This is a genomic window from Flammeovirga sp. SubArs3 (assembly GCF_947387565.1).
GTDB lineage: Bacteria > Bacteroidota > Bacteroidia > Cytophagales > Flammeovirgaceae > Flammeovirga > Flammeovirga agarivorans.
Genome location: NZ_CANDOA010000001.1, coordinates 222821 through 247624, shown reverse-complemented (window position 1 = coordinate 247624; position 24804 = coordinate 222821). Strand labels below are relative to the sequence as shown.

29 protein-coding genes are annotated in these 24804 nt (G+C 33.2%); 3 read left to right on the top strand and 26 right to left on the bottom strand.

What is annotated here, in order from left to right; genetic code table 11:
* Positions 1 to 355 precede the first annotated feature (355 nt).
* The 7 genes from QL232_RS01025 to QL232_RS00995 all read right to left on the bottom strand — a co-directional run bounded on the left by QL232_RS01025 (position 356) and on the right by QL232_RS00995 (position 6734).
* Positions 356 to 1765: a serine hydrolase gene (locus QL232_RS01025; protein ID WP_281612672.1), complete on the bottom strand. Its 1410-nt coding sequence runs from the start codon at positions 1763 to 1765 to the stop codon at positions 356 to 358.
* A gap of 49 nt (positions 1766 to 1814) precedes the next feature.
* Entirely contained in the window at positions 1815 to 2513 is a 699-nt protein-coding gene (locus tag QL232_RS01020) for a hypothetical protein (protein WP_281612671.1), read from the bottom strand.
* 87 nt (positions 2514 to 2600) lie between these two features.
* Positions 2601 to 2825 (bottom strand): hypothetical protein, encoded by a 225-nt coding sequence (locus QL232_RS01015; RefSeq protein ID WP_281612670.1) that lies wholly within the window; start codon positions 2823 to 2825, stop codon positions 2601 to 2603.
* 271 nt (positions 2826 to 3096) lie between these two features.
* Positions 3097 to 3789, bottom strand: coding sequence for a hypothetical protein (locus tag QL232_RS01010; RefSeq protein ID WP_281612669.1), 693 nt, complete (start codon positions 3787 to 3789; stop codon positions 3097 to 3099).
* 104 nt (positions 3790 to 3893) lie between these two features.
* Positions 3894 to 4319, bottom strand: coding sequence for a hypothetical protein (locus QL232_RS01005; RefSeq protein WP_281612668.1), 426 nt, complete (start codon positions 4317 to 4319; stop codon positions 3894 to 3896).
* Between the two features lie 161 nt (positions 4320 to 4480).
* Positions 4481 to 5344: a methylated-DNA--[protein]-cysteine S-methyltransferase gene (locus tag QL232_RS01000; RefSeq protein WP_281612667.1), complete on the bottom strand. Its 864-nt coding sequence runs from the start codon at positions 5342 to 5344 to the stop codon at positions 4481 to 4483.
* Positions 5313 to 6734: an aminotransferase class V-fold PLP-dependent enzyme gene (locus QL232_RS00995; protein WP_281612666.1), complete on the bottom strand. Its 1422-nt coding sequence runs from the start codon at positions 6732 to 6734 to the stop codon at positions 5313 to 5315. The genes QL232_RS01000 and QL232_RS00995 overlap by 32 nt, the downstream gene beginning before the upstream one ends.
* Positions 6735 to 7011: 277 nt before the next feature.
* Between QL232_RS00995 and QL232_RS00990 the strand changes: the two genes are divergently transcribed.
* Both QL232_RS00990 and QL232_RS00985 read left to right on the top strand, forming a co-directional pair.
* On the top strand, positions 7012 to 7653 hold the full coding sequence (locus QL232_RS00990) for a hypothetical protein (RefSeq protein WP_281612665.1): 642 nt from the start codon (positions 7012 to 7014) through the stop codon (positions 7651 to 7653).
* Positions 7646 to 8332: a DUF4386 domain-containing protein gene (locus tag QL232_RS00985; protein WP_281612664.1), complete on the top strand. Its 687-nt coding sequence runs from the start codon at positions 7646 to 7648 to the stop codon at positions 8330 to 8332. The genes QL232_RS00990 and QL232_RS00985 overlap by 8 nt, the downstream gene beginning before the upstream one ends.
* Here the strand turns inward: QL232_RS00985 and QL232_RS00980 are convergent.
* The 10 genes from QL232_RS00980 to QL232_RS00935 form a co-directional block, all read right to left on the bottom strand.
* On the bottom strand, positions 8329 to 8907 hold the full coding sequence (locus QL232_RS00980) for a Crp/Fnr family transcriptional regulator (RefSeq protein ID WP_281612663.1): 579 nt from the start codon (positions 8905 to 8907) through the stop codon (positions 8329 to 8331). The two genes, QL232_RS00985 and QL232_RS00980, sit on opposite strands and share 4 nt — an antisense overlap.
* 32 nt (positions 8908 to 8939) lie before the next feature.
* Positions 8940 to 9485 carry a hypothetical protein gene (locus QL232_RS00975; protein ID WP_281612662.1) on the bottom strand — a complete coding sequence of 182 codons (546 nt, stop codon included), beginning with the start codon at positions 9483 to 9485 and terminating at the stop codon, positions 8940 to 8942.
* A gap of 70 nt (positions 9486 to 9555) precedes the next feature.
* Positions 9556 to 10032, bottom strand: a complete 477-nt coding sequence (locus QL232_RS00970; RefSeq protein WP_281612661.1) for a hypothetical protein — start codon at positions 10030 to 10032, stop codon at positions 9556 to 9558.
* 86 nt (positions 10033 to 10118) lie between these two features.
* Positions 10119 to 11009, bottom strand: coding sequence for a hypothetical protein (locus QL232_RS00965; RefSeq protein WP_281612660.1), 891 nt, complete (start codon positions 11007 to 11009; stop codon positions 10119 to 10121).
* Between the two features lie 118 nt (positions 11010 to 11127).
* The gene (locus QL232_RS00960) at positions 11128 to 11544 is read right to left on the bottom strand and encodes an energy transducer TonB (RefSeq protein ID WP_281612659.1); all 417 of its coding nucleotides are present in this window, start codon (positions 11542 to 11544) and stop codon (positions 11128 to 11130) included.
* A 146-nt stretch (positions 11545 to 11690) separates the two neighbouring features.
* The gene (locus QL232_RS00955) at positions 11691 to 13610 is read right to left on the bottom strand and encodes a hypothetical protein (protein ID WP_281612658.1); all 1920 of its coding nucleotides are present in this window, start codon (positions 13608 to 13610) and stop codon (positions 11691 to 11693) included.
* A gap of 219 nt (positions 13611 to 13829) precedes the next feature.
* On the bottom strand, positions 13830 to 14744 hold the full coding sequence (locus QL232_RS00950; RefSeq protein ID WP_281612657.1) for a hypothetical protein: 915 nt from the start codon (positions 14742 to 14744) through the stop codon (positions 13830 to 13832).
* 93 nt (positions 14745 to 14837) lie between these two features.
* A complete protein-coding gene (locus QL232_RS00945; RefSeq protein ID WP_168885806.1) occupies positions 14838 to 15281 on the bottom strand; it encodes an NADAR family protein in 444 nt (147 codons plus the stop codon).
* Entirely contained in the window at positions 15282 to 15671 is a 390-nt protein-coding gene (locus QL232_RS00940) for a hypothetical protein (RefSeq protein WP_281612656.1), read from the bottom strand.
* Positions 15672 to 15960: 289 nt separating this feature from the next.
* Complete coding sequence (locus QL232_RS00935) at positions 15961 to 16854, bottom strand: LysR substrate-binding domain-containing protein (protein ID WP_281612655.1); 894 nt, start codon at positions 16852 to 16854, stop codon at positions 15961 to 15963.
* An 86-nt stretch (positions 16855 to 16940) separates the two neighbouring features.
* Between QL232_RS00935 and QL232_RS00930 the strand changes: the two genes are divergently transcribed.
* Positions 16941 to 17567 (top strand): LysE family translocator, encoded by a 627-nt coding sequence (locus QL232_RS00930; RefSeq protein WP_281612654.1) that lies wholly within the window; start codon positions 16941 to 16943, stop codon positions 17565 to 17567.
* On the opposite strand, the gene QL232_RS00925 is transcribed toward QL232_RS00930, so the two are convergent.
* From QL232_RS00925 to QL232_RS00885, 9 genes are all read right to left on the bottom strand, one after another.
* The gene (locus QL232_RS00925; RefSeq protein ID WP_281613270.1) at positions 17564 to 18454 is read right to left on the bottom strand and encodes a DMT family transporter; all 891 of its coding nucleotides are present in this window, start codon (positions 18452 to 18454) and stop codon (positions 17564 to 17566) included. The genes QL232_RS00930 and QL232_RS00925 overlap by 4 nt on opposite strands.
* 40 nt (positions 18455 to 18494) lie before the next feature.
* On the bottom strand, positions 18495 to 18956 hold the full coding sequence (locus tag QL232_RS00920; protein ID WP_281612653.1) for a nuclear transport factor 2 family protein: 462 nt from the start codon (positions 18954 to 18956) through the stop codon (positions 18495 to 18497).
* A complete protein-coding gene (locus QL232_RS00915) occupies positions 18949 to 19701 on the bottom strand; it encodes an N-acyl homoserine lactonase family protein (RefSeq protein WP_281612652.1) in 753 nt (250 codons plus the stop codon). The genes QL232_RS00920 and QL232_RS00915 overlap by 8 nt, the downstream gene beginning before the upstream one ends.
* Before the next feature lie 13 nt (positions 19702 to 19714).
* Entirely contained in the window at positions 19715 to 20569 is an 855-nt protein-coding gene (locus QL232_RS00910; RefSeq protein ID WP_281612651.1) for an SDR family oxidoreductase, read from the bottom strand.
* Positions 20570 to 20648: 79 nt separating this feature from the next.
* Positions 20649 to 21473 carry an AraC family transcriptional regulator gene (locus tag QL232_RS00905; protein WP_281612650.1) on the bottom strand — a complete coding sequence of 275 codons (825 nt, stop codon included), beginning with the start codon at positions 21471 to 21473 and terminating at the stop codon, positions 20649 to 20651.
* 38 nt (positions 21474 to 21511) lie between these two features.
* Positions 21512 to 22771, bottom strand: coding sequence for a serine hydrolase domain-containing protein (locus QL232_RS00900; protein WP_281612649.1), 1260 nt, complete (start codon positions 22769 to 22771; stop codon positions 21512 to 21514).
* Positions 22772 to 22954: 183 nt separating this feature from the next.
* A complete protein-coding gene (locus QL232_RS00895) occupies positions 22955 to 23827 on the bottom strand; it encodes an NAD(P)H-binding protein (protein WP_281612648.1) in 873 nt (290 codons plus the stop codon).
* 10 nt (positions 23828 to 23837) lie between these two features.
* Positions 23838 to 24152: a multidrug efflux SMR transporter gene (locus QL232_RS00890; RefSeq protein ID WP_168884485.1), complete on the bottom strand. Its 315-nt coding sequence runs from the start codon at positions 24150 to 24152 to the stop codon at positions 23838 to 23840.
* Between the two features lie 79 nt (positions 24153 to 24231).
* Entirely contained in the window at positions 24232 to 24798 is a 567-nt protein-coding gene (locus QL232_RS00885) for a Crp/Fnr family transcriptional regulator (protein WP_281612647.1), read from the bottom strand.
* Between the last annotated feature and the right edge of the window lie 6 nt (positions 24799 to 24804).

Here is a 24804-nt window from a genome sequence, read left to right as displayed (position 1 = left end):
ATTTTCTCTATTATAAAGTTGTTGAACTTGGATTATGTTGTTTTTGATATTTCAACCAATTTTTATATTGTTTTCAGTCAAAATACTTTTAAACTCTTTTGCAAAAATGAAGAGCTATCTGTTCCTTTTTAGAAATTTGTTTTTGAAGTCGAATTTTGGGCTTTGAGGTCGAAATGGAAGCAATGAAGAGAAATTTGTGTGTTGTACGATGGGAAATGCAAGCTCAAGCTCTTTTTATTTTTGAGATATGAAAAAATAAAAAGAGCTTGACTATGTGTAGCTGGGTTATTTTAGTTTAATTATTAAATCTATGCATACCGTTTAGCATAAGCGTAGTAGTTGATGAAGGAAGCTATTATCTCTTATATAGTGTTGTGCAACGTTTTATTTTTTCGTTTAGCACTTCCATCTCTGGATTCAATTTTAAAGCTTTTTTGTAGGCTATAATAGCATTCTTGTAGTCTCCCAACTGTTCTAGATTTTGTCCTTTTATATCGTGTACTTCCCAATCATCTGGTAATTCTTGTACCATTATGTCACTTAACTGAGTACTGATATTATAATTACCCTTCCCAAAATGGAAACGCTCTAACCAGTAAGTATCTAAGACATTGTTTGGATATTTCTCACTTTTTAGCTTTTGATATTTTCTAACTAAACTACCAATATTTCCCGCGTCTATTTCTTCTGCTAATTCGTAAGCTATTGTGCGTTCGGGATGATTTATTTTGAATGCTGGATAAAGGATGTTAATTCCAATATCATCAATCACATTCACTGAATTGGAAAGGATTACAACTCCTGTGCCTGTATTTCTATTATAGCCTACAAATGAAATAAATCCTCCCGTCCCTCCATTATGCAAAAGAATACTGGTTATGCTGTCAGGTTTTAAAACAAACCATCCGTCTTTGTAAAACAGTCTGTCTTTTCCTAAGTTGGGAACTCCTGTTTGAATAAGGTTCTGTAAGTCATCAGAACTAAACAAAGAATTGTTTTTCTTTTGATATTGTAGGTACTTTAAAAGGTCTTTAGTGTTACTAACTAAACCACCTGCATACCTGCTCGGTCCTGTAAAATTCCAATTACTATTTGCAGTGCCAATATTAGTAGGTTCTGCAATATTCTGATTTTCTTCCGTAGGAACTGAAAGAAATGTATTATCCATCCCTACATCATCTAAGAGACCACTCATTAAATTTTCATAAGATTTACCCGTCACTATTTCAATAGTCCTACCAAGTAATCCATAGCCTAGATTAGAATATTTCCAAATATTGGAAGTGTCAGGGTTTAAATTCTGTAATTCAACTTGTAAAATATCGTTTGAGTAGCCATTGAAAGGGTCTGACCAATCTTTAGGGGAGAATTGATTGGATAGCCGAGGGACTCCAGCAATATGGTTTCTTAATTCAGAGGGTGTAATGCTATCCAAGTTTGGATATTTGGTTGCTAAATAAAAGGAAGATAATGGACTGTCTAAAGAATCTTTAAGGTAAATTTCGGTAAGAGTTGCTGTAAAGGTCTTGGTTACGGAGCCAATTTCATAAAGGGTTAAGCTATCTGGTTGCTTTTTATTGTTTTCAAAGTAGCCGAAACCATAAAATTTGGTATTTCCATTAGGTAATAAAACTCCAATGGAAATGCTCGGATTAATTTCAAGTTCTACTCGTCTCTTAATTTCATTTTCTAACTCTTCAGTGATTACTTGTCCCAAAAGACTAGTTGAAATAAAACTTAGTAAAAGGTAGTAAAGATACTTCATTGTTTTTTCTTTAATGTTGCACAAACGTTTTGTGTAAAGTGGGTAAGCACTATACACCTTGTTGTGTTGTCGTTTTTATCTCTTTTCTTAGTTTAATTATATCTGAAATATGTGTCCAAATTACAATTGGAACTATTGTGGCTGGTAAGAGGACAAATGGGAAATAATTTATTCCTCGATTGGGCTGTTCAAATCCAAATTGCTGAAATGGTAGTTCAGCTGATAATATTCCATTAAAAAGAATGAAGAGCACAAGTATTAATCCTACAACGTTCCAAGCTATTAAAGCCTTTTTACTTATTATTTTTTTCATGAATAAAAGTCCAATTAACGGAGCAGTAATTCCCATTAAGATATCATAATTTCTGCCTTCAAAAGTCATTAATCCTGGTATCATTTTATGTGTATATAATCCGAATAGAACTATTTCAACAGGCAATCTAATTGAATGTAGGAAAGTGCTGATTTTCGTCTCTCTCTTTTCAAAAATCCACTTTTGCTGTTTAGATAATAATCCATAGATAATCAAAAATGTTGTTGGAATCAGTACTAATCCAAATCTTGGGGGAATCGAATCTGTAATTTGGTAAAATCCAATATATGCCAATATGGATTGCATAGTTGACCAAACAATAATCAGAAGGGTTAACTTTTTTGGTTTTCCATTTGAAAAATGAAATAGAATTATTGTCAATATGCAAGTAACGATAAAAGTTAGATCGATCCAGTTTGGTAAATTTTCTATCATTTTTTGTTTTCGTTTAATGTTGCACAAACGTATATGCTAAACTGAGAGCGAGGGTGTGTTGCCTGAGACTTGCTGTTTTAAGCCATTTTATTCTAGTTTAGAATACTTTATTTTTCCTATCTTTTCTACAGCAATTACAACAAATTCATTAGCAACATCTCCAAAGGGTTCAATAACCTCCAATTTGACCTTTTCAGTCTGTTGTGAGTTTTCAATTTTCAGACTTTTAATATTGTGTTTAGTTGTCCAATCTAATCCTAGGTAACATCCATACTTAGAGATTATTTCTTCAAGGCCGAACCCCTTGTTCATTGATTCTTTTATCTGTTTGACAAATGAAAATTTTCGAAGATTGAAATCTATCAGATACTGTAGTTGTTTGTTTTGATAAATTACCCATTCATCAGTTGAGAGTTCATAAAATGGAACTGCTCTGAAAGGTCCATTTTCACTTTCAACCAAATATGATTCTATATCAAGAGTTACTGGTCTTATTTATATTGTGCCCAACGTATATGCTAAACTGCGAGCGAGGGTGTGTTACCCGATACATGGAGATTTAGCTAGTGTTGGGCAACGTATATTATTTTGTATTGTCTTTAATGAAAGGAACCTCTTCGATTTCACTCTCTGTTAATTCGCTTTGTAATTTATCTTTATTCCAATCAATATCATAATATTCATATCTTTCAAATAAGAGATTATATGCTGATTGATGAAATCCATAACTTTTTAGTTTATTGTAATTCATATAAGCTATTGAATCCGATATTGTTTTGGTATTATATTCTATTGATAACAATGAAAGTAAAGTGTCATTAACTAATTCATTAGATATTGAGTTTTCCATTTTTTCTAAATCCATTGATTTTTTAATTTCATTAAGGATCTTAAAAATAACTTCTTCATTATTTTCCATTTTACGTCTATACCAAAATTCATAATAATATTTACTTCCTATATCAGTTGTGTCATATGATAAAATTAAAGAATCAACTAATGAAGTTAGATCTTTATTTAGATAGATATCTTTATAAATTATTGGTGAGGAATTTAAATCTAAAGTTTTAATTAATTTCTGGTAACCAAAAGCTTTTAGTGTTTCATGAATCATTAAAAGATTAGATTCTTCTCTAAGCCACTTATGTGTTAGAATATTTTGATCTTTGAGAATATCAAAGCTAGTTTTCTCTTCAATGTAATGTTTATTATTCTTTGAAGTATTACATGAAATAAATAACATAGCACATAATACTTGAGTAATAATTTTATCCATAAATTTTGTAGTTAGTTTAATATGTTGCACAAACGCAGTTGCTAAACTGCGAGCAAGGGTACGTCGCCTGAGACTTGCTGTCTTAGCTGATGTTGTAAACCGTTTTATTCTAGTTTAGAAAATTTTAGATTCCCTATTTTCTCTACAGCAATTACAACAAATTCAGTATTGTTTGTCCCTAGATGACCATAACCATTTTTGCTCTCTTTTTTTAGAATTCCTGTTAGGGTCAAGTTGAAATATCCACCACACCTTCCACTTAACTTATGAAAATTGGATGTTAATTTTTGATTTTCAGAAATCTCTTTAAAGTTCAATTCCATTTGAAAACTTGATGAGCAAGAGTCAGTTTTAATGGTTTCAAAACTAGAGTATTCCATACAACTACTAAATTTTCCTTTGATTGTTAAGGTGTCTCCTTCATGATAATTGAGGTCACAAGAAGTAGTTATTTTTTTGAAATTTTGAGCTGTCAATTGAATCGAAACAAGAGTCAGAACAAATGCTATAATTAGAGGATTTAACTTCATTATGTGTGTTTGCATTAAATGATGGTTTACGGTAAATTGTATGAGTAGTGGCAAATTGCGTGGTAGTTTTCTGTCAAACCACTACTATGTTTGAGAGGGCTACAAACCTTGAAATTTAGCACTTTGCCTGCATTACTTATACAAAATGTTCTAGGGCGTTTTTATTCATTTTCCAATATTGAAGCTTCCCAACCTATCATAGCTTTCTTTCTTGTCGGATTCCAATGATAGCCACCAATATTTCCCGATTTTTGAATTACTCTATGACATGGAATCAGGTAGGCTATCGGATTGTTTCCTATTGCAGTTCCCACTGCTCTTGATGCTTTTGGATGCTGAATCGCTTCTGCTATTTCTCCATAAGTAGAGAGATTTCCATAAGGAATGGATAACAATGCTTCCCAAACTTTCAATTGAAATTTTGTTCCTTTCAAATGTAATTTTATTTCACTAAGATTAGTCCAGTCATTACGGAAAATAAATAAAGCGTCTTGTTGAAATTTATCTACTTTTTGATTGAATGTTGCATTCGGGAAAATGCCTTGTAACTCCTCGAATGCTAATACATTATTCTCGCTAAATGCCATATGGCAGATTCCTTTGTTGGTGGCTGCTACTATGATTTCGCCAAAAGGAGTTTCCGCAAAACTATAATTGATTATAAGGCTTGAACCACCGTTTTTATATTCTCCAGGAGTCATACCCTCAATCGTTACAAACATGTCGTGAAGCCTTCCTGTTCCAGATAAGCCTATTTCGAAAGCTGTATCAAATAGGTTGCTTTCTTTTTTTCTGAGTAAACTCTTTGCATAACTTGAACTGATAAATTTCAAATATTTTTTCGGACTAATTCCTACCCATTCCTTGAATAGACGCTGAAAATGAAAAGGGCTTAAGTTTACATGTTCAGCTATTGTGTCTAAAGACGGCTGTACTTTATGGTTATCATCTATAAATGCAATAGCCTCTGCAATTTTATTATATTGATGTGTTTTATTGTCCAACATAGGCTGTAAATTCTTCATTTAGTTCATCAACCAATTCATCGATTTCCTTTTCAGTAGTATTATAGTTTGTAATACAAGCCCTAAAAGTAGGTATTCCTTTTATAGGGTAAACAGATAACCATGATTTACCTTTTGCTAAAACCTTATCCAATAATTCTTTTGTGAAATTTGAATCTGTTTCAAAATCTTCTTTTGTAAAACACACAACTGGCAAGCCTGTATAGTTTTTTATAAGCCAACCACTTTTTAATAACTTATTTCTCAAATACTGCCCCATCTCTGCCTGATGATTGATGGTTTGTTCATATCCATGCCAACCATAAAATAGTAGTGAAAGATATACTTTTAAACCAATGAATCTTCTCGACCATTGAATAGAATGTGTAAAGGGTTCAGTAATTGTAAGTTTATCTGCCTCTTTAGGCATATATTCTGTTGTAATTCTGAATGTTTTACCAAGAATGTCATTTTTCGATGTCAAAAAGATACTTGTTCCCATTGGAACTGACATCCATTTATGAGCATCAAAAGTAATAGAATCAGACTTTTCGATACCTGTTAATTGGTGCTTCAAATCCTGACTTAAAATTGCTCCTCCTCCATAAGCTGCATCGACATGAAACCAAATGTTGTTCTTTTTGCAAATGGAACTTAGCTGATTCAGTTCGTCAATTGTACCTGTCCCAGTAGTTCCTGCAGTTCCAATAATCATTAATGGCGAATAAACTGATGGGTCAAGTTCATTTAGTTTTTGCTGTAAAATCTCTGTGTCCAGCTTTAATTCATCTGTAACTGGAATTACTTCTACAAGACTGTACCCAATTCCAACAACTTTTGCGGCTTTTTGAATTGAGTGGTGAGCCTCTGCTGAACAAAACACAACAGGCTTTTTGTCCAAACCAAATGCTCCATCTTTAGCAAAGTGTGGGTATTTATGGTTCAAAGCACAGAGCATAGCTGTAAGATTGGCTTCAGCTCCTCCTGTTGTAAAAACACCATCTGCATTTCCATCGTATCCAAATTTATTAGCAAATTCCTTAATTATTAACTCCTCTACTTCAACGGCAAAAGGGGCATGGCTCCAAGCTGCTAATTGGGGGTTATAAGTAGCAGTGATTAAGTCAGCGATAATTCCTGCATAATTAGAACGTGGATTGAACAGCCCAAAATACTTAGGATGCGGTGTATGAACTGAAAAGGTCTCAAGTCCTTTTATCACATGCTCGATTGCTTTATCTGGTCTAATGCCATTCGCTAATTCTTTAGTAAGTATAGATTCTCTGATTTCTTTTATGTTCAAATCAGGATTGGTTTTAAAATCTTTTGTTGAGCTATAATAGTTCTCCAACTTTTCAGAAACTGTTTTGAGTATTTCTTTTCTCTGTTTTTTGTCAAAATCAAATTGCATATTAATTCCTTTTAAATGTTTTGACAAAATTCTCAATTCTCAAAACGTAATGAAACCCGATTCTTGCGGTTTTTCAAATGCCCTACATCCCATGTATGAGTAGTAGCGTGTAAAACCAACCATAGAACCTATTTAGTTGAAAAATACTAAAATGCACTGACTTTTCTAGGTAGCGGAACGGAGCTATTACTTATACAGTATGTTATAGCTTTTTTACTTTCTTAACTTAAGTCAATCACTTGTTTGTTGAAAAGGATATTTCTTTGTCAAACAACAAATGCAGTATAAAAATATGAATCAGTGCAGAATTTTAACTTTAATAACTATAGCCTTTCTTACACTACCAGCTTTTTCTCAAACTAAAACTGATTGGAAAGTTCAAACTTCGAGAGATGGAAATTTTTTGGTAAAGAGTAAGGTATATTCTGTTAAAAGTGAATCAGATAAGAAAAAATTTCTTGAGTACGAAGCGACGACTCAATTCGATGTTGATTTTGAAAGGTGTGTACACATCCTAAAAAACGTAGTAAACCATAAAATAATAATCAATGAGAAAGAGAGTAGATTACTCGATTCTATTTCAGAAAATAAATCACTGATATACTATTTTTTTGAGCCCACTTGGCCATTTAAAAATTCGGATTGTGTAGCCTTTATGATTTCTAGTATAAATAATCAGAAAGCTACATTCCAAATAGAAGCAAGTCCTTCGTCTTACAGATCGTTAGGGGTAAATCGTCTGACTGATTATAGCATGACTTTCACAATTAAAAAGCTTGTTAGCGGTAAAGTCGAGATAAATACAACGGCAAAAATTTCACCTGCTGTGAATGTCCCCAACTTTATGTTAAAAGCATTTTTTCCTCAAGGCCCTATAGATATACTAAAACGCATAAATCAACTGAGTAAAAATGATTGAAATAGTAAAAAATAATTCCATAAAGAGGAGAGCTCGAATTGCAGGTATTTTTTACCTACTTGTTATTCTATTTGGTAGTTCATCTGAATACATCCGTTCAATTGTAATTGTTGAAGGAAACATAAGTCAAACGGTTGCTAACATCCTTAGTTCAGAACTTGTATTCAGATTAGGAGTCTTGAGTGATTTTGTTATGATTGTTTGCTACATCTTATTGGCAGTAGTACTTCATTCCATTTTTACAAAATATAATCGAACATTGTCATTATTGTTTTTACTGTTTACCCTGACAAGTTCAGTTTTACTTTGCGTGAGTACATTTTACCAATTTTCTGCTATACTATTACTGACGAACGAATTTCTTGCTTGGAGCCAACTGGACCTGCATACACATGTGATGTTTTCACTAACAAAACATTTATATATGTATCTTACGGCTCAAATATTTTTTGGTTTATGGCTTCTTCCTTTAGGGTATTTGGTTTGGAAATCTAGGAAATTCCCAAGTATCATAGGTATTCTGCTGATGTTATCTTGTTTTGGACATCTAATTGAATTTTTGATCTATTTCATAAACCCGGAATATAAATCACTTTCGTATCCCGGGTTGATGGTTGCCATGATAGGAGAGTTTTCCTTTTGTTTATGGTTGTTGATAAAAGGAATTAAAAACGATTAGGGCTTTGAAGCGGTTCTTTTTCTAATTCTACTCAAAGACTCAGGTGTCATCCCTAAATAACTTGCTAGATGATATTGTGCTACCCGCTGTATTAGCGATGGTTTTTTTTGGAGTAAATCGAAATACCGTTCCTCTGGGCTTTGTAGTTTAAAATTCTCAAATGACTCCAAAAGCTTACCGTTATTTTGCTCAGTAAGCAACCTTCCAAGTGTTTCAAATTGAGGGAATCTTTCAAAAAAGTCTTGTTCAACTTCTGTTGTTCCAATTGCCAATGTTGTGTCTTCTAAACAGGAAAGGGAATAAAGTGAAGGTGATTTTTCCATCACGCTTTTTATGGTATTCAGAGGTTGTTCCTCAGTATAAAAAAAAGTAGTTTTTTCTTCGCCTTCTATTGTTCTATACTGTCTTACAAGACCTTTTAAATTAAAATAACAAACGTCACAAACTTCTCCTTCTCTAATGATTACAGTTCCTTTTTTAAATGTTTTAATTGGGATGTATTGGTTCATAGCATCTATTTCATCTTGACTTAGATCTATAAATTTTGAAATATATTGAACAAGTAAATTTCTCATTTTTATTAGTTACGTTTAAATAAAAAACGTTTTCAATGGTTTTTATTTTTTGTTGTACTACGTTTTTCTTTTTTCTTATTCTCTATATTTTCATCGTTAGAGTCTTGATAGTTTACCAAAATTCTTGTCTCTTTATTAAATTCTTCGACGCCTTTATCAAAAGAACCAAAAGAGATACAAGAATTACCTAAGCTAACATATGTTATCCCATAGGAATCTTCTTTCTTATTTAAACTCTCACTTAATTCAACACTATTCATTGAGTATCCCAATATTAGAATAGGAGTTCCTTCAATATAAAACTCTTGAGCTATTTGCCTTAATCGTTCAAAAATGGCTTGATTAAGAAGAGAGTCTTGGTCATATGCTTCTAAAAATGTTAAACAAGATGCCAAGTTACAAAAGTCTAACCCCTTTGAGTAGTTATTAATTTTCAAATATTCTATTGGTTCTAGACCTTCAATACAACGGTTGACATAATTGTCTAGTAGAGGAGTTGAATATATTGAGTCTTTATCCTGCCCAAAAACTAGGGTTGATATTAGTTGAACTGTTAATATGAATAATACTTTTCTCATTTTAAATGTGGTACAACGTTTAATGTAAAAAGCATTTTTAATGCATTTCACATAGTGTTGTAGATTGTTTTCATATTCCCCCGTTTTCAGTTCTATCATAAATCCATTTCTTTTGATTACAATCATATTGAAAATAAATATTTGTCCAACCACTTAATCCAAGATTAAGTTTTCCTTTCTTATCCATCTCACCATGATAAGGAATGAAAGTAATTTCAATTTGTCCTTTTTTAATTTCAATCGGAAAGACTTTCAATTGAATTAACTTCCAAGCATATCTCTTGTAAACCTCTTTTAGATTTTTATTATTTAGGGTGACAATTTTTCTTTCTCCAATGCTATCAGGAACGTTTTTAATCAAATCAGTTCTCTCAATAAATATCATCGAATACTGTTCGTTATTTTCTGAGTATTTAGTGTAAAATGAATCCAACTGAATTGAATATTTTTCAAATGCTATCAGGTACAATGAATCTGTCTCACTGTATGATTGAGCGTTAGATTTCATCGTCCCGAAAAGAAAAAGTATGATAATAATAATCTTCATGTTTTTAATAACCTACAACGTGATTACTAAACTACGTGAGCAGTTGAGTCAACCGTGATTGGTGTTTAGTTGATGTTGTAATGCGTTTAATTTGTCATCTTATATAGTTCTTCAAATACCTCTGGTTCAGTGGAAAACTTCCAATATTCCTTTTGTGATAAAATGGAGTGCTCATATAACTCTGTTTGTTCATGATCATTGGCATCAACTAGGAGTACATAGTTATAAAAAAGGACTTGCAGATATATATTAATATAATGCTGTTTAAAGCTTTCTTTTGGTTTTCTTTTGTCAAGTCTAAACACAAAGTCCTGAAAAGCTAAAGATTTATAATTGTAATATTCTTTTCCATTAAATTTAGGATACTTATTAATATACTCTTTTGCCTCTTTCATCTTAGGAGGTTTATTATAATCCATAAAAAATTTAATTCCAGAGTAATATATATTCATACAATTTAAAAAGAATATCCCTTTTTCAACGTCATTAGATAGGTTGAATTCATCTAGATTAAAATTTATTTTTTCAAAAGTCAATCCCTTATTCTTGTTTTCAGCTAAACTAAAAATCAAATCATAGTAAAAATTGACTAATTCATTATAAGGCGTTTTTTCGGCTCTTAGAATAGCTAATTCGTCAAATAAAGACACATTTTCGGATCCGAACATTTTATGATTCAGTCGAGAAATAATGTAAATATTTTTAAGATCTGTAGTGTCTGGTTTTGTTAAAAAGGGTTCTGAGATAATTGAATTTTGTTCTGTAATGATTTCTAAAATAAACTTCTTAGAGAAAACTAATTCTTTTGACTTGATATTTTTGAGTTTTTCAAGTGTAGATTCATCAGGTGAGCCTTTTACATGATTGTTGTGGAATATAGTAGCTAACTCAATGATCTCTGTTTGAGTGTCTACTTTTTGAGCTGTAGCTTGAATGTATAAACCAATAAAAAATAAACAGAAAAGGAATAATCTCATATTTTATCTTTCTTAATTCTATGTGATAGTTAATCAATCCATTACAAAGTAATGGCTAAACTACGACCAGCGGGTGCGTCACCCGGTAGATGGAGTTTTGCTATTGTTAGAGCATGTTTTAATTGTTAGGAAGCTTAAATGGTATCGGTAAAACCATTCTTTGTTTAACATTATGTCCTTTCTTTTTATTTTTATGTGTTCTAGCAGGTGTCCATGTCGAACATGCTGATAATATTCTAATAGCTTCATTATTACATGATTCATTTAAACCCCTAACTACTTCTATTGAATCATCAATAACTTGACCTTTTTCATCTATAATAAATTTCACATAAACCTTTCCTTCTACTCTTGATTCTAGTGCATCTTTCGGATACTTTAATTCTTGAATTGCCCATTTATAAAACTTTCCCATACCTCCTTCATATTCCGCAGGTACTGCTACTTCTTCATATATTTGATCATCTTGTCCATAAAGAATATTACAAGTGAATAGAAGAAAAGCGATAAAAAAATAGGTTTTAATTGTTCTCATTTTTTTGTTCATAAAAAAATCTACTTCTATTTTATTGAGTATTGATTAAGAGTATTATATATAATATGCTCTAACCTCTCGGCTAAAAAGTGTTGCTGTCCCGCAGGTCAGCTATGATTTTTCAGCCATTGTTGCCAGTATGTGCTTTATTTATTTAAGTTATTTTCGGCTTTTTCTATTGCTTCATCCAGTTTTCTTAAATCGTAGTCAGATGAGTAATATTTATATGCCTTTAAATTTTTCAAAAATTCAATGTCCTTTGTGTCAGGAGAAATTGTAATGTAGTTTAAGAATTTCGTCATCAGTCCATCACCAAATCTTCTAATTTCCAATGCTCCATGGGTATACGTATAGCTTCCAGAAGTCATCAATATGTGATCCTTAGAAAACCCATTTAATTCAAGTTTGGAAAATAACATATCGAACTGATCTGAATTAGACACCTTAACTCTTGCTGAATAATTTTCAATGTCAAATTGGTTTTGATTCTTCTTTATAAGAGCCAGCACTTCGACTGATTTAATGCTATCACCAATAACCACCTCTTTAATTGCTCTTGAAATGGAGTCTTCCTTAATTTTCTTTTGTTCAAACATTTTTGAATTCAGCTTGAAATCATAATTGAATCCATAATAGTTATACATGAAGTCATACAGTTGTTCTTTTGCCCTTAAAATATCTAATTCAGTAAAGACGTCTATATATTCTTTGACCCAATCCATCTTGTTATCAATTGTTCCACCACTCTCCATTTCTAATACAGATAGAAAATCAGAATAAAGAAATTCTTTCACGGTGTCAGTTGGAAAATGAGCTAGGCCTGAATATTTGGATATAGAATACTCCATGCTTGGATGAATGGACTTGTCGTGTGTAGAGACAAACTTCATTAATGAAGGAATACATTCTTCTAGATTATTATCTGTAATTATATAGCAAATGTCTAAAATTAAATCACGAGAACCTTTTTCTAAATGTTCATTGATATAGGGGATGTAATCTCTAGAGCCAAGTTCTTGCAGAACCTCAATTGTCAATTTGAATAAATATTCGTTGTCGGTATTAAGTAAAGGCAATAGTTCCTTTGCAGCTGGCTTATATTGTAGTTTACCTAGCGTTTTAATTATTTCAATTTTACCACCGTCTACTCTGTTCATTCCTGGATCCATTATATTGGAAGGATAAATACCGCCTTCTCCAGCAGAATCTAAATGGGCAAGAAGAATTGGACCAATAAATTCAGGGTCTTCATCTGAAAGCTGTCTTACTACTTCTCCTTGAACAATGCTGTTCTTAATGTCGAGTAGTTGTACCAATATATCTCTTGACTTTTCGTCTTTAACTTCACCAAGCAGTTGAGCAAGTGCATAACAAGGTTCTGGTTTCTGCTCGTTGGCTATTGTTTGAAAGACTGGGTCGTAAGTCTTAAATGAACTTAGGTACAACGTCATTAAGTATTGTGCAGAGATCTCCTTGGTTGCATTTGTTTTTACCTTTTTCAATAACTCTTCATGAAATTTAGAATTTTTAGTCTGGGAAGTGGCTTTCAAAAATGTTTCAAACTCAGCAAGCGGATAATAATTTTGTTTGCTGTAATATGATGTTTGTAGCAAGTCGTATTGGACAGTTTTTCCTTTAACTCTTAGGTCTCCAGATGTTGGTGTCCAAACATAATAGGCATTTCCTGTTTTGAGTGCTTCATAGTAATCATTCAACTCGGGTTGTTCTTTAATCTGTTCCTTCCAATACTCAAGAGCTCTCTCAGTTGGTTCATAGAAATTGAGAAAAACAATGTACTTGTCTCCTGGACTCATTTTGTCAATAGGTCCATATCTATTGCTGAACCCTGAAATCCAAATTTCCTTTGTGTTTAGCTTTCCCTTGTAGATGGTCAGAGGTCTAGCTTTGGCTCGAAAGTCTCCTTCGGATGCGTATTCAATTAATGCAATTACATCCGAACTATCAATCATTTCTTTCCAGTCAGGGTCAGTCCAACTGTCTGCTTTGACATGAAATGTCGACAAAGTCAATAGGATAATCGTTAATATGATTGTTTGATGTTTCATTTTTTGTATTGCTAGCAACATTCTGTGTATGCTCTGTGACGTGTTTTATCAGTAGTTCGTTTCAGTTTTCAAAGTAGCGAATTCTTTGAATTCGCGAGGTATTTTGTTCTTACACTTTTCGAATTCGAAGAATTCGCGGGGCTAGTAGATAAGTACAAACTTATCGTAACCCTGTGACACGGCATGTAGTCATACGCCTTGTTGTGAGGAGTTTTTATTTCAGAGTTGAAGGTAAAAATTTGATTCGTATTCATCATTTCTAAAGTCGGTGATTCTTACTTTACACCTGAAATTTTGTTTTTTGATTAACATTTGTTGTAAATCCTCAAGTATTCTTTTTTTTCCCACCTCATCTTCAACTATTTGAAATTTTAAGTTGACCATAGAACGTTTAGGAATAGCAGTTGAGACTTTTGGTGAACTTTGAGAAACAGGGAAGTAGGGAGATAACTGATTATTCTCTTCACTGTCTAACACCTTTATTGCTATGGGTTCATCATAAGGTTTAATAATTAGCTTTGCTTCAGGTTTCACCAATCCATCAGTATTTCCAGAATTTAAAAATGTTATAGATATCTTACACTTTCCATTTCTTGATTTTCTAAACTGTCTGATTTCATTTAGTAATGCTTTTTCTTTCTCTTGTAGTCGAGTTATGGAAGCGATTTTATAATCCACTTGTTTTAATAGCTTCTCTTTTGTTGGTTTTTGATTTTGATAGGTAGGATAAAAATTAATCAAACTTTGTGATTCTATTAGGATATCTCCTGTTTCGATATTTTGCTTAAGTTTATTTAGTTGAGTTAGTTTTGCATTTGCTTTGCTGAGGTCTCTTTTCAGTTGACTTAGAAGTATTGCTTTATAATTCTCATTTAATTCATCAGGGTACTCTTGCATTATTCTTCCTCCAAACATGAAAGATGTCTCTTTAAGCGTTTCTATTTCAGAGAATAATTTACGATTAAAATTAAATCTGTGATATTCAGGTATTATTTCAACGTTTTCAATGTTAATATCATCCTTGCTCATATAGCTGTTAAAAAAGTATCCAATTAGAGTAGAAATGATAAAAATCCCTAAACCTATACCAAGGTCATATTTAGCTTTTTTAGATGTGTTATTTTCGTCTGTCATATGTAAATTTTCATTCCTCACAACGTTTGGGCTAAAAAGCGTTGCTGCCCCGCAGGGCAGCTATGATTTTTTAGCCATTGTTGTGCGTTCGTTTTATTTTAATTCAGTTCTTAGTTTCATTAGTAACTTACCTAATCTGTTTTTTCCTTGTCCATTGCCACCGTCCCCCCAGTAAGAATCATTTTCTGTATGTTCTACCAGTATTTTGTCCTCTGTACTTAATAGTAACTCTTGAAGTTCTTTATGTTGTGTAAATTTTGCTTTCAAAGCTTCATACATGACATTGTCTTTCATATTATCCCAATTTGGTCTAATTTTTACTTTTCGGGTTCGTCCTAATTCAGCAGCTTTCATGGGAGAAATAGCCTTTCTAATCTTGTTTGCGTATTCAGAACCTGAAAATTTTTGTGCTTGGAAGTAATGCTCAGTGGTTTTCCACAGCTTGCCTTTTAATTTAATAGGAAACTGGGCAAAATTTGAAAATTCACCGTATTTCCCATTTTCTGAATAGAATTTTATTCTAGTACCTTCATTCATTTAGTCTAAATCATCTCTATTAAAATCATTCTTAAATTCAGAAGTATTATCAAATCCGAAACTTTCAAGTTTTTCAAAGTATGGGATATAATCAGTTTCTTCAAATTTATAGGAATCAACTTTCCATAAAAAATAAATGATCCATTGATACCATCGCGCTGGACAAGGATACTTTTGCAAATACTTTAAACGTTCATCGAAATTCAAATCTTTTTGGTCTAGCCATTCATTTAATATCATCATATGTGTCTCACCGCCACCCATTCTCCACCCCATACTATATGGATGAAAATTTGGAGCATAAATCCAAGGTGGAGGAATATCTCCGTATTTCATTATTAGTTCTTTACTAGACTTTAAATACCAATCTGAATCTTTATATTTCCCCATTTAAATTATTTCGGTAATGACGCACAACATTATGTAAACACAATTGTGTTTATCTACATAAATCTATGTTATTACACTATTGCATTTATTGATTAATATCTTCAACTACTATTTTCACAGGTTAGCTTGCTTGGATATTTCTAGTTTGCTGTTAATTAGATTGTTGAAAGATGAGTTAAAGATATAGCTTATTGTAATACAAAACAAGATGATAATCTGTGTAGTAAACTTAATGTAAAAGTCGTACATAAAAGAGCTATTTGATACTCATATTTAGTTGATAGATCTTTTAATGAATAGTAGCCCCAATATCTTCTGCAATTGCAACAACTTTCTCAACCACTTTATTTAATTCGTTTTTTCTCCAGTTGATAAAGAGGTCAATGGTTTCTTCTAGCTCGATAAAGTGAACATTTTCTATTTGTGCAGATTGAAATGAATTTGGTAATACGGTAATACCTAGCCCTTTTGAGACTAAACTTAAGATCATTCCGCCATAATCGGATTCTATGGCTATTTTAGGATCTAGTGAGTGTTTAGAGAACCATTCTCTAAGAATAGATGAAAAGAAAGTGGAACGGTGTAAACCAGAAATGATAAACTTTTCGTTTTCTAAACCATTTATTACTTCACTGCAAAGTCGGTGGCCTTTTGGTACTACAAGACATATAGGTTCCGAGTAGAGTTTTTTAAACTCAATATTTGCATTATTGATTTTATCTCTACTAAATGCCAAATCTGTCTTATATTCTAACAATAACTTTTCATGATTCTCGTCCATAGGTTCAGCTAACTCGACTTTTAACTCAGGTAATTTATGATTGACCTTTTCGATAAACTGAGGAAGGTAATCGTAAATAATTGATCCAGGGTAAGTAATTGAGAGGGCACCAATATTACCACTGTCGATTTTTTTAGCATGACTAATGATCTGATCCAATTCTCTCATCTTTGTTGTTAACTGTGTTTGAAGAAAATTTCCTGCATTAGTCAGTTTTACATTCCTTTTGTCTCTATCAAAAAGCTTGATATTTAATTCATCTTCCAAAGATTGAATTTGCCTACTTAAGGAAGATTGTGAGAGATATACCTTTTCTGCTGTCTTCCAAAAATGAAGTTCTTTAGCTAATTCAAGAAAATATTTGATCTGCTGAATAGTCATTAATAATTGCGATTTATGCATTAGTTGATGAAAAATATGTATTTTTTATTCGATATCAAAACAGTTCTTTTGCCATAAGTAATGATGAAACATTAAAAAAGAATACTATGGGAATTGAGAATATAGCAGCGTTTGTGATTACTGCCTTTATCTTTATTATTACACCAGGGATTGATACAGCTTTTGTGTTGAATAAAACTATCAGTCAAGGAAAGAAATCTGGTGTTTATGCTACAATGGGAATAAATTCAGGTGTATTAGTACATACTTTTTGTGCTGCTCTAGGTTTGTCTTTACTTATTGCTAGGTCAGTTTATGTTTTTCAATGTATAAAATATGCAGGAGCAACTTACCTTTTGTTTCAAGGTATACGGTTACTTTTTAATAAGAAATCTCTTGGTGATAGAACAGTTTATCAGGATGAGCAATCAACAAAAAATGACTTCTGGTCGGGTTTGCTTACAAATACTTTAAATCCGAAAGTCGCATTATTCTTTTTGTCATTCTTTCCTCAGTTTATTAACCCACAGGAATTAAACAATCCATTGCCTTTTTTAATATTAGGTATAACCTATGCTTTTATTGGAATGATTTGGTATCTCACCCTCACATTATTTGCCAGTGTCTTTGCAGAGAAAATAATACCGAATCCAAAAGCAGGCATATGGCTGAACCAGCTTAGTGGGGTAGCTTTTCTTCTAATGGGATTAAAAATTCTTTGGAGTAACGATTAGTGATTGAAAAAGTATCGCTGTATTAACATTGGAAGTTGGGTGATCAATAAACCCGTTGATATTAACCCACCTGAAATATAATGGTATGTATAAATTTCAGCCCCAAGAACAACAGCAAATAAAGTTGTAAAAAGTGGAATAAGGTTCATATATACCGCAGCATTTTCAGCTCCAATAATTAGAACAGCTTTGTTCCATTTATCATAAGTAATTGCTGTTCCGAAGATGCCAAACAATAAAGTGGCTTGCCAGAATCTTATTGAATAATTGAAAGGTTGGAAGTGGGAAAAAAGTGGTGAAACTATCATAAAAGCGATAAAACAAATAAGATGGGTGGCAAAGGTGAAAACAGGACTTGAAATGTTTGAGACATACTTCTTTATCCAAATAGGGTAACAAGAAGACAATAGCATGGCGGTAAAAATGTAAGTATCTCCTTTTGAAAATTGGAGAGCTTGAAGGTGGAATACATCACCTTTACTTATTAAAAAAATGACTCCAAATATTCCGATCACTCCACCCAGTAATTGATAATACTTTATCACCGAATTAGAAAAAAAATAAGCGAGTAAAAGAGTGGCTAACGGGTTTAAACTCATGATCAAAGAAGCATTGATAGGGTTAGTGTATTGCATTCCCATAAATAGAAACAGGTTGAAACTAAATAATCCTAATACACCTACTATAGCAATTCCTTTTAATTGGGGTATTTCCCATTTGAAAGAATTAAGGGATCTGTGGCCTAGTAGTCCGAGTGCCAGTGTACCTAGGAAATACCGCCAAAAACCTGCTTCAAGAAAATGAACACTACTCAACATAATTTTCAGTAGGTGAAAATTCAACCCCCACATTAATGTTGAAAAAATAAGATAGAAAGAAGCTCTCATCATCTATAGTTAGCGACTCCAATGAAGGAGCCGCTGTAAATTAATATTGGTTGAAAATTTTAGAAACAATCTTCCATTCATTGTCAATCTTTGTCAGTAATAAAAAGTCAGTATAGACTCGTTTTTCTCCATTGTAGAGGTCTAGCGTAACACTGGCTTTATCCTGTTCAATATCTATTTTTCTCCATTTTGGCTGAAGTGCAATAGTAGCATAATCGAATGTTTTGTCAGATCGTCTTTTTTGTAATACACCTTCCCACATATCGCGAGTAAAGAGAAAAAAGCGGCCATTTTCTTGAATATTTATAATGGCAAATTCGGGGTGAAATATATTTCTGAAGGCATTTATGTCCGTAGCATTAAAAGCTCCATGCAGATAATTCTTTTCAATAGTGTGTTTGATATTTTCAATTTCCATTTGATGTTTATTTATAGTGAAAGAAGAAAGCGTTAGACAACAAATAATGTGTAGCAAGCATAGATGTACTTTCCATTTATTCATAGTATTTAGGACTAAGTGAAAGTGAGTCGAAATGTGCTTTATCATGTTGTATCCATAATTGAGCATTTTCTTGATCTAGAATTCTTTGCACTTTATCTAATGAAGCAAGACTCTCTTTTTTATCAGAATTGAAGGTGGGGATTCCTTTGTTCTGGTAATTTTCTTTGTAGTATGCAATGTCGCCAGAAATCAGAATGCTTCCTGTTTTCTCCAATTTTAGTAATAATGATTGGTGTCCTGCAGTATGTCCCGGTGTCGATATAAATCGAATTTTTCCATCGCCAAATAGGTCATAATCTCCATGAAGTTTGGTCACTTTCGAATCTTTTAGCTCCTGATAGTCCTTATAATTAACGGGTAGTGGGTCAGCCTGAAAAGCAAGGTGATACTCTTTTTCCTGCATCACTAATTGTGCTGATTTAAAATAATTGGCATTGCCCGTATGATCATTATGGATATGTGAGAAAGCGAAATAGTCGATACTCTTCGGAGGTACACCAATTTCCTCTAATTGAGAGAGAACAGTTTTTTTCATTCTTAATTTGAAAATCCATGCCTCAATATCTTCTTCGACTTCAATCAAATGGTCTGAAAGTCCAGCATCCCACATTACTTTACCTTTGGGATGGTCTATTAAAAAGATCGGGTTGGCTAATTCGATTTCATTCTGATCGTTAGAATTACTATCCAGCTGAGATCGATCCGTACAGGTAATCTCTCCAGCGTACAATACATATAGTTTCATCGTTTTATTGGGGTTAGAATCCGTAAGCTTTCATTTGAGTTTGTGCCAGTGATTCAATATCATGTGCCACTTTTTGAGCAAAGTCTTCTCCCGATATTTGGTCAATAGGGTTACGCATCGGTCGGGTCCCTTTTTCCATGGATATTAAATCGATAATTTTTTGAACTACAGCCTGTGGATCAGGTTGATTTTCTTGAATTGCTTTGTATACTGCTTGGTTTGCATACGCTGTCATCTGTTCCGCCCACCCGTCGTAAGATAGAGTGACATCAGACAGATCTGCTTTAATACCTGATTTTTGGTAAAGTGCAGTAGGGAAAGAGCCGGGTTCAACTAAGATGTTTTCCACTCCCTTAGAGATTAACTCAGAATAGGACCCAGAGACCAAGGCTTCTAATGCAAATTTGGAGGCACAGTAAACAGCATTCAATGGAATGGAAAAGAATCCTAACATACTGGATAAATTAATGATTAATCCGTCTTGTTGTTGCCTCATTGAAGGGAGTACTGCTTTCATCAATCGGAGAGGAGCATAGACATTTACATCAAATAGTTTCTGAACTTGTGTAATACTGTGTGCTTCCAAAAGTCCACCTCCAAATACACCAGCATTATTAATCAGTATATCAATACTGCTATATTTTTGAGCGACCTTCTGAGTTACATGTTGTACTTCTTCATCTGAAGTAACATCAAGAGAAAGGACTTCAACATTAGGAAGTGCCTCTAACTCCTTTTTTACTGTGGCGTTAGAAGAGTCTGTGTTTCGCATCGTCGCTACTATGTGGTATTGTTCTTTTTGAGCGAGCTGTTGCGTAAGTAGTTTCCCGAAGCCTGAACTAGCTCCTGTGATTAAAATTGTTTTCATATCTAATGCTTATGATTTAGATACAAAATTAGAGGGAGTAGCAGGCTTTTTATTTGTCTAAAAAGACATATTTACTTGTCTATAAAGTTACTATTTGCGAGGGGTTGACTTTGTATTGAGCTTTAAAGGATTTACTAAAATGAGCAAGGTCTTCAAAGCCACATTCTAGGTAAATATCAGAAGGTTTTCGATGGGTAGTCGTGAGTAACTTGTGGGCATGTTCTAACCGTTTTTTCTTAATCCATTTCGCAGGTGTAATATGGTATAATGCCTGAAAATCTTTCTTAAATGTTGAGATACTTCTTCCCGATTCTCTGGCAAATTCAATCAATTTCTTGTTTTCTAGGTAATGGAATTTCATGTAATGATGTAAATCAGCCTTACCTTTTACAGCATAATTTTGTAGTTGGTAGGCTAAAGTATCATCACTTTTTATCATTCCTATTAATGCTTCAGAAGTTTTTAATCTTGCCAGTTGATTGTCCATTGGAATCCCTTCTTCAAAAAACAGTTGAAGTGAACTGATAAACTGTTTGAGAATCGGGTTTGCATTAATGCCTACTACATTTTCAATAGGGACTTTATTTTTTTGAGGAAGTTCGAAGTGAAGTTGTGCAAAGGCCTCTTGAACAAGATCTTCTTGAAATGAGAAGACAAAACTGGAGAATTTCACACCATCATTTTCCCAAGTTTTAGTGATGGTAGCTTGGGTATACTTTTTCAACAATACAAATTCACCTTTGGTAAACATTTGTACCTCTTTACCCTGTTTTACTTTGAGAACTCCTTCTCTAATATAGGTTAGTAAATGGTGTTTGGGATAGATGTCGATCACTGCTTTCTTCTTCCGTTCATGAGAAAGAATAATTCTACTATTGTTGTATGTAATGGTTTGATTTATCATAGTCAATTCAGTTGGCAACATCTATCCCCAATTGGTCTTTATTTTTTTTCTAACGTTTTTGCATTAGAATATTTTACTCGATATTCGTTCAATGTACTCCAAATACTAAAAAGTTGCTCAATAGCTTCTTTATTTTCTCCATCAATATCCGTATTTGAGATAAAGATTTGCCCTGATTTGGTTTCAGAATTAAACAACATAAGAGCAACAACGCCAGGGTCGCCTCCAGTATGTCCATAGAAATGTTGTGGAGCAAAACCCATAAAGATTCCCTTTTTATAAGAAAGCTGCATAATAGGATTTTCAGCATCTTGTGATGTAGTATCAGTTTGTACTTCTTGGCCAAAAAGTTCAACATAACTTTCAGTTTGTAGCAAAGTTCCTTGCCCATGATACCCTTTAATTAATTCGGTTAAATATTTTCCAAGGTTATCACTCGACGTAATAAACCCGCCATCAGGATACGTCACAAGATGGTAGGAAGGGAAAGGTACTTCCTTATTCATATACAACTGAGAAAACTGATGGGTATCAATTTCTGATTTCAACCAACCTGAGGATGACATATTCAACGGTGTAATTATATGACTTTTTGTAAACCTACTGAATGATACCCCAGCTACTTGCTCAATAATTAGAGCGGCAAGTGTTGCCCCAGTATTAGAATACTGATTCTTTTCTCCTGGTTTGGCATCAATAAACATATCTTTTGAATACCATTCGCCATCTATTGTTAGCGTCTTTTTTAGGAACTCTAAAATGGAAATATCACTTGATGGTGGTTGAAAGAATTGAAAAACTTCTACAGTGTCTTTCTCCGATAACGGTTGATCTAATACATAAGAGAAATTGTAATTGTCAGTATCAATAATTGTAGAAGTATGATGCACCAGATGCCTAATAGTAATGGGAACATTAGGTGAATAAGGGTTTTCTACTTGAAAAGGAAGGTGTTTATTTATCGGGTCATCTAAGTGTAATAAACCCATTTCTTGTGCCTTAAGCAGTGAAATACCTATTAGCGTCTTGGAGACAGAACCTACCGTTTGTATTGTTTCTGCAGTATAAGCAATAGAGTCGTGTACATTGGCATAGCCAAAACCTTGTTCATACAAAGTACCTTCCTCGTTCGTGATTGCTACAGAAAAACCATTGATATGACCTAACTGATAGAGTTCATTCAGTTGATAGGTGAGTGAATCTGTGATTGGTGAATTTTTTAAGGAAGTTTCATTTTTCTCTGAGATGGATTGACAAGAGATGAGCAGTAGAAAATAGAAGCTTAATAATTTACTCATATTTATTTAGTGTTTGGTTGTTGGTATTCTTCAAGTCAAGTTGACTCAAAGTGATGGAATAGATCAAAAAGTTCTGGTAAATATAAGTAAGTATCGGAATATTTGTAACTGCCTTTCTCTTTTTTAATACAGGCTTAATATAGCCAAAAAGGGTAGATGAAATGAACATCTACCCATTAAGTATTAGATCAAGGATTTAGTGAATTCCTCAATCGTTAATTTTGGTTTCCCTAGGAGATCCCAAGTAGGTTGGGACACTTGTTCTTCTTTTAATTGCTCAACATAAGTAAGCATATGTTCCATGAAATCTTCATACTCTTTACTAGGAAGACCAATATGTTTTATCGTTTCCATGGGGTATTCAGATACTTGGATAGAAGGGTTATAAATATTGACAAACCTTTGAGCCGCTTCAGGGAAGCTTATCCCTTCTTGTCCCTGTACTGTAAATGCTCTATTGTAAACTTTATCGTTTCCGATGGCATTATGAATTGTATCCGCTAAATCTGTAGTGTTGGTAAAAAATACAGGGTATTGGTGGTGACCAATAATGCCGAAATCTTCTCCTTGAATAAACGTAGGTAAGGAGTCTAAAAATACCGAACAATGGAAATAAGTATAATTAATACCTGAGTTTTTTAGGTATTCCATTCCAGGTTTACGGATACGATTCGTTTTATATTCCATACCTTTCACAGCAAATTCTGGATGTGAGGAATCGATACCCACAATCTGCATAATATGATTGATACCTAATTCTTTACTGATATCAATAACATTCATAATACCTTCTCTTTCGGGTTGGAAGGAAGCGTTTTCATCCCAGTTGGTTGTATTAAGATTAAGGTAAATAGTCTCAGATCCGGTTAATGCCGTTTTTAAACTATCTTTTTCCGCTACATCTCCGTAAACAATCTCAACTGTAGAAGGTAATATTTCTTTTGCCTTCTTTATATCTCTAACTACAGCCTTAACCTGTACCCCTTTTTTTGTAAGTTGTTTTGTAATAGGTAAACCTAATGTGCCAGTAGCACCGATGATTGTAATTTTTTTCATGTTTGAGTGTTTAATGACTTACTTTGATACCAACAATTCCAATGATAATTAGAGATAAAAATAGGATTTTGTACCAGCTAAAGGCATCATGGAAAAGTAATAACCCCACCAGAATAGTTCCGCTAGATCCAATGCCTGCCCAAACGGCGTAGGCTGTGCCCATCTCAATAGATTGCATTGATTTAAGTAGTAAACCAAAGCTTAACGACCCAAATACGAAGAAACCAACAATTCCTTTCCAATTGGTGAAACCTTCAGAATATTTCATCGAGGTAGTAAATGCTACTTCAAAAAGGCCTGATAATAATAAATAGATCCAACTCATTGTATTCTGTGATTATGATTACAGAACAAATGTAGAGCGGAGAAAAAGGGAATCTTTTTACCTATGTTAAAAAATGAATTTACTTTTCCGACCGGATACGACTTAAGGTAACTTGTGTAATGCCTAAGTAAGAAGAAATATGGCCTAACTTGACTCTTTGCAAGATCTGTGGGAATTTATCGATGAGTTGTAAATACCTACTTTTTGCATCTGTAAATTGGGTAGCGAGAATCTGTTCTTCCATCTCCAATAATGCCTGTTCTGCTAGTCTTCTCCCAAAGTTGGCCAGTTCTAAATTGGTATTGTATAATTCTAAAAGGGCTGTTTTGTTGATCTTTAAAAGGGTTGTATCTTCTAGTAACTCAATATTTTCTAATGAAGGTTTTGAGTGGACAAAATTTCCCAAGGAAGCGGCAATGTCGCCTTCGAAACCAAACCAATAGGTTACTTCTTTACCATTATTATTGGTATAATAGCTTCTCATCGCACCTTTTTTTATAAAGTATATGAAATGATGTACTTCTCCCACTTTAACTAAAAGGTCGTGCTTTGGTTTATGTTCCTCCACCATTAAGTGGCGTAGAAGTTCAAAGCTTTCTTCTGTAAGGCTATATTTATCGGTAAAAAGTTTTTTGATGGAATCCATAAGCGA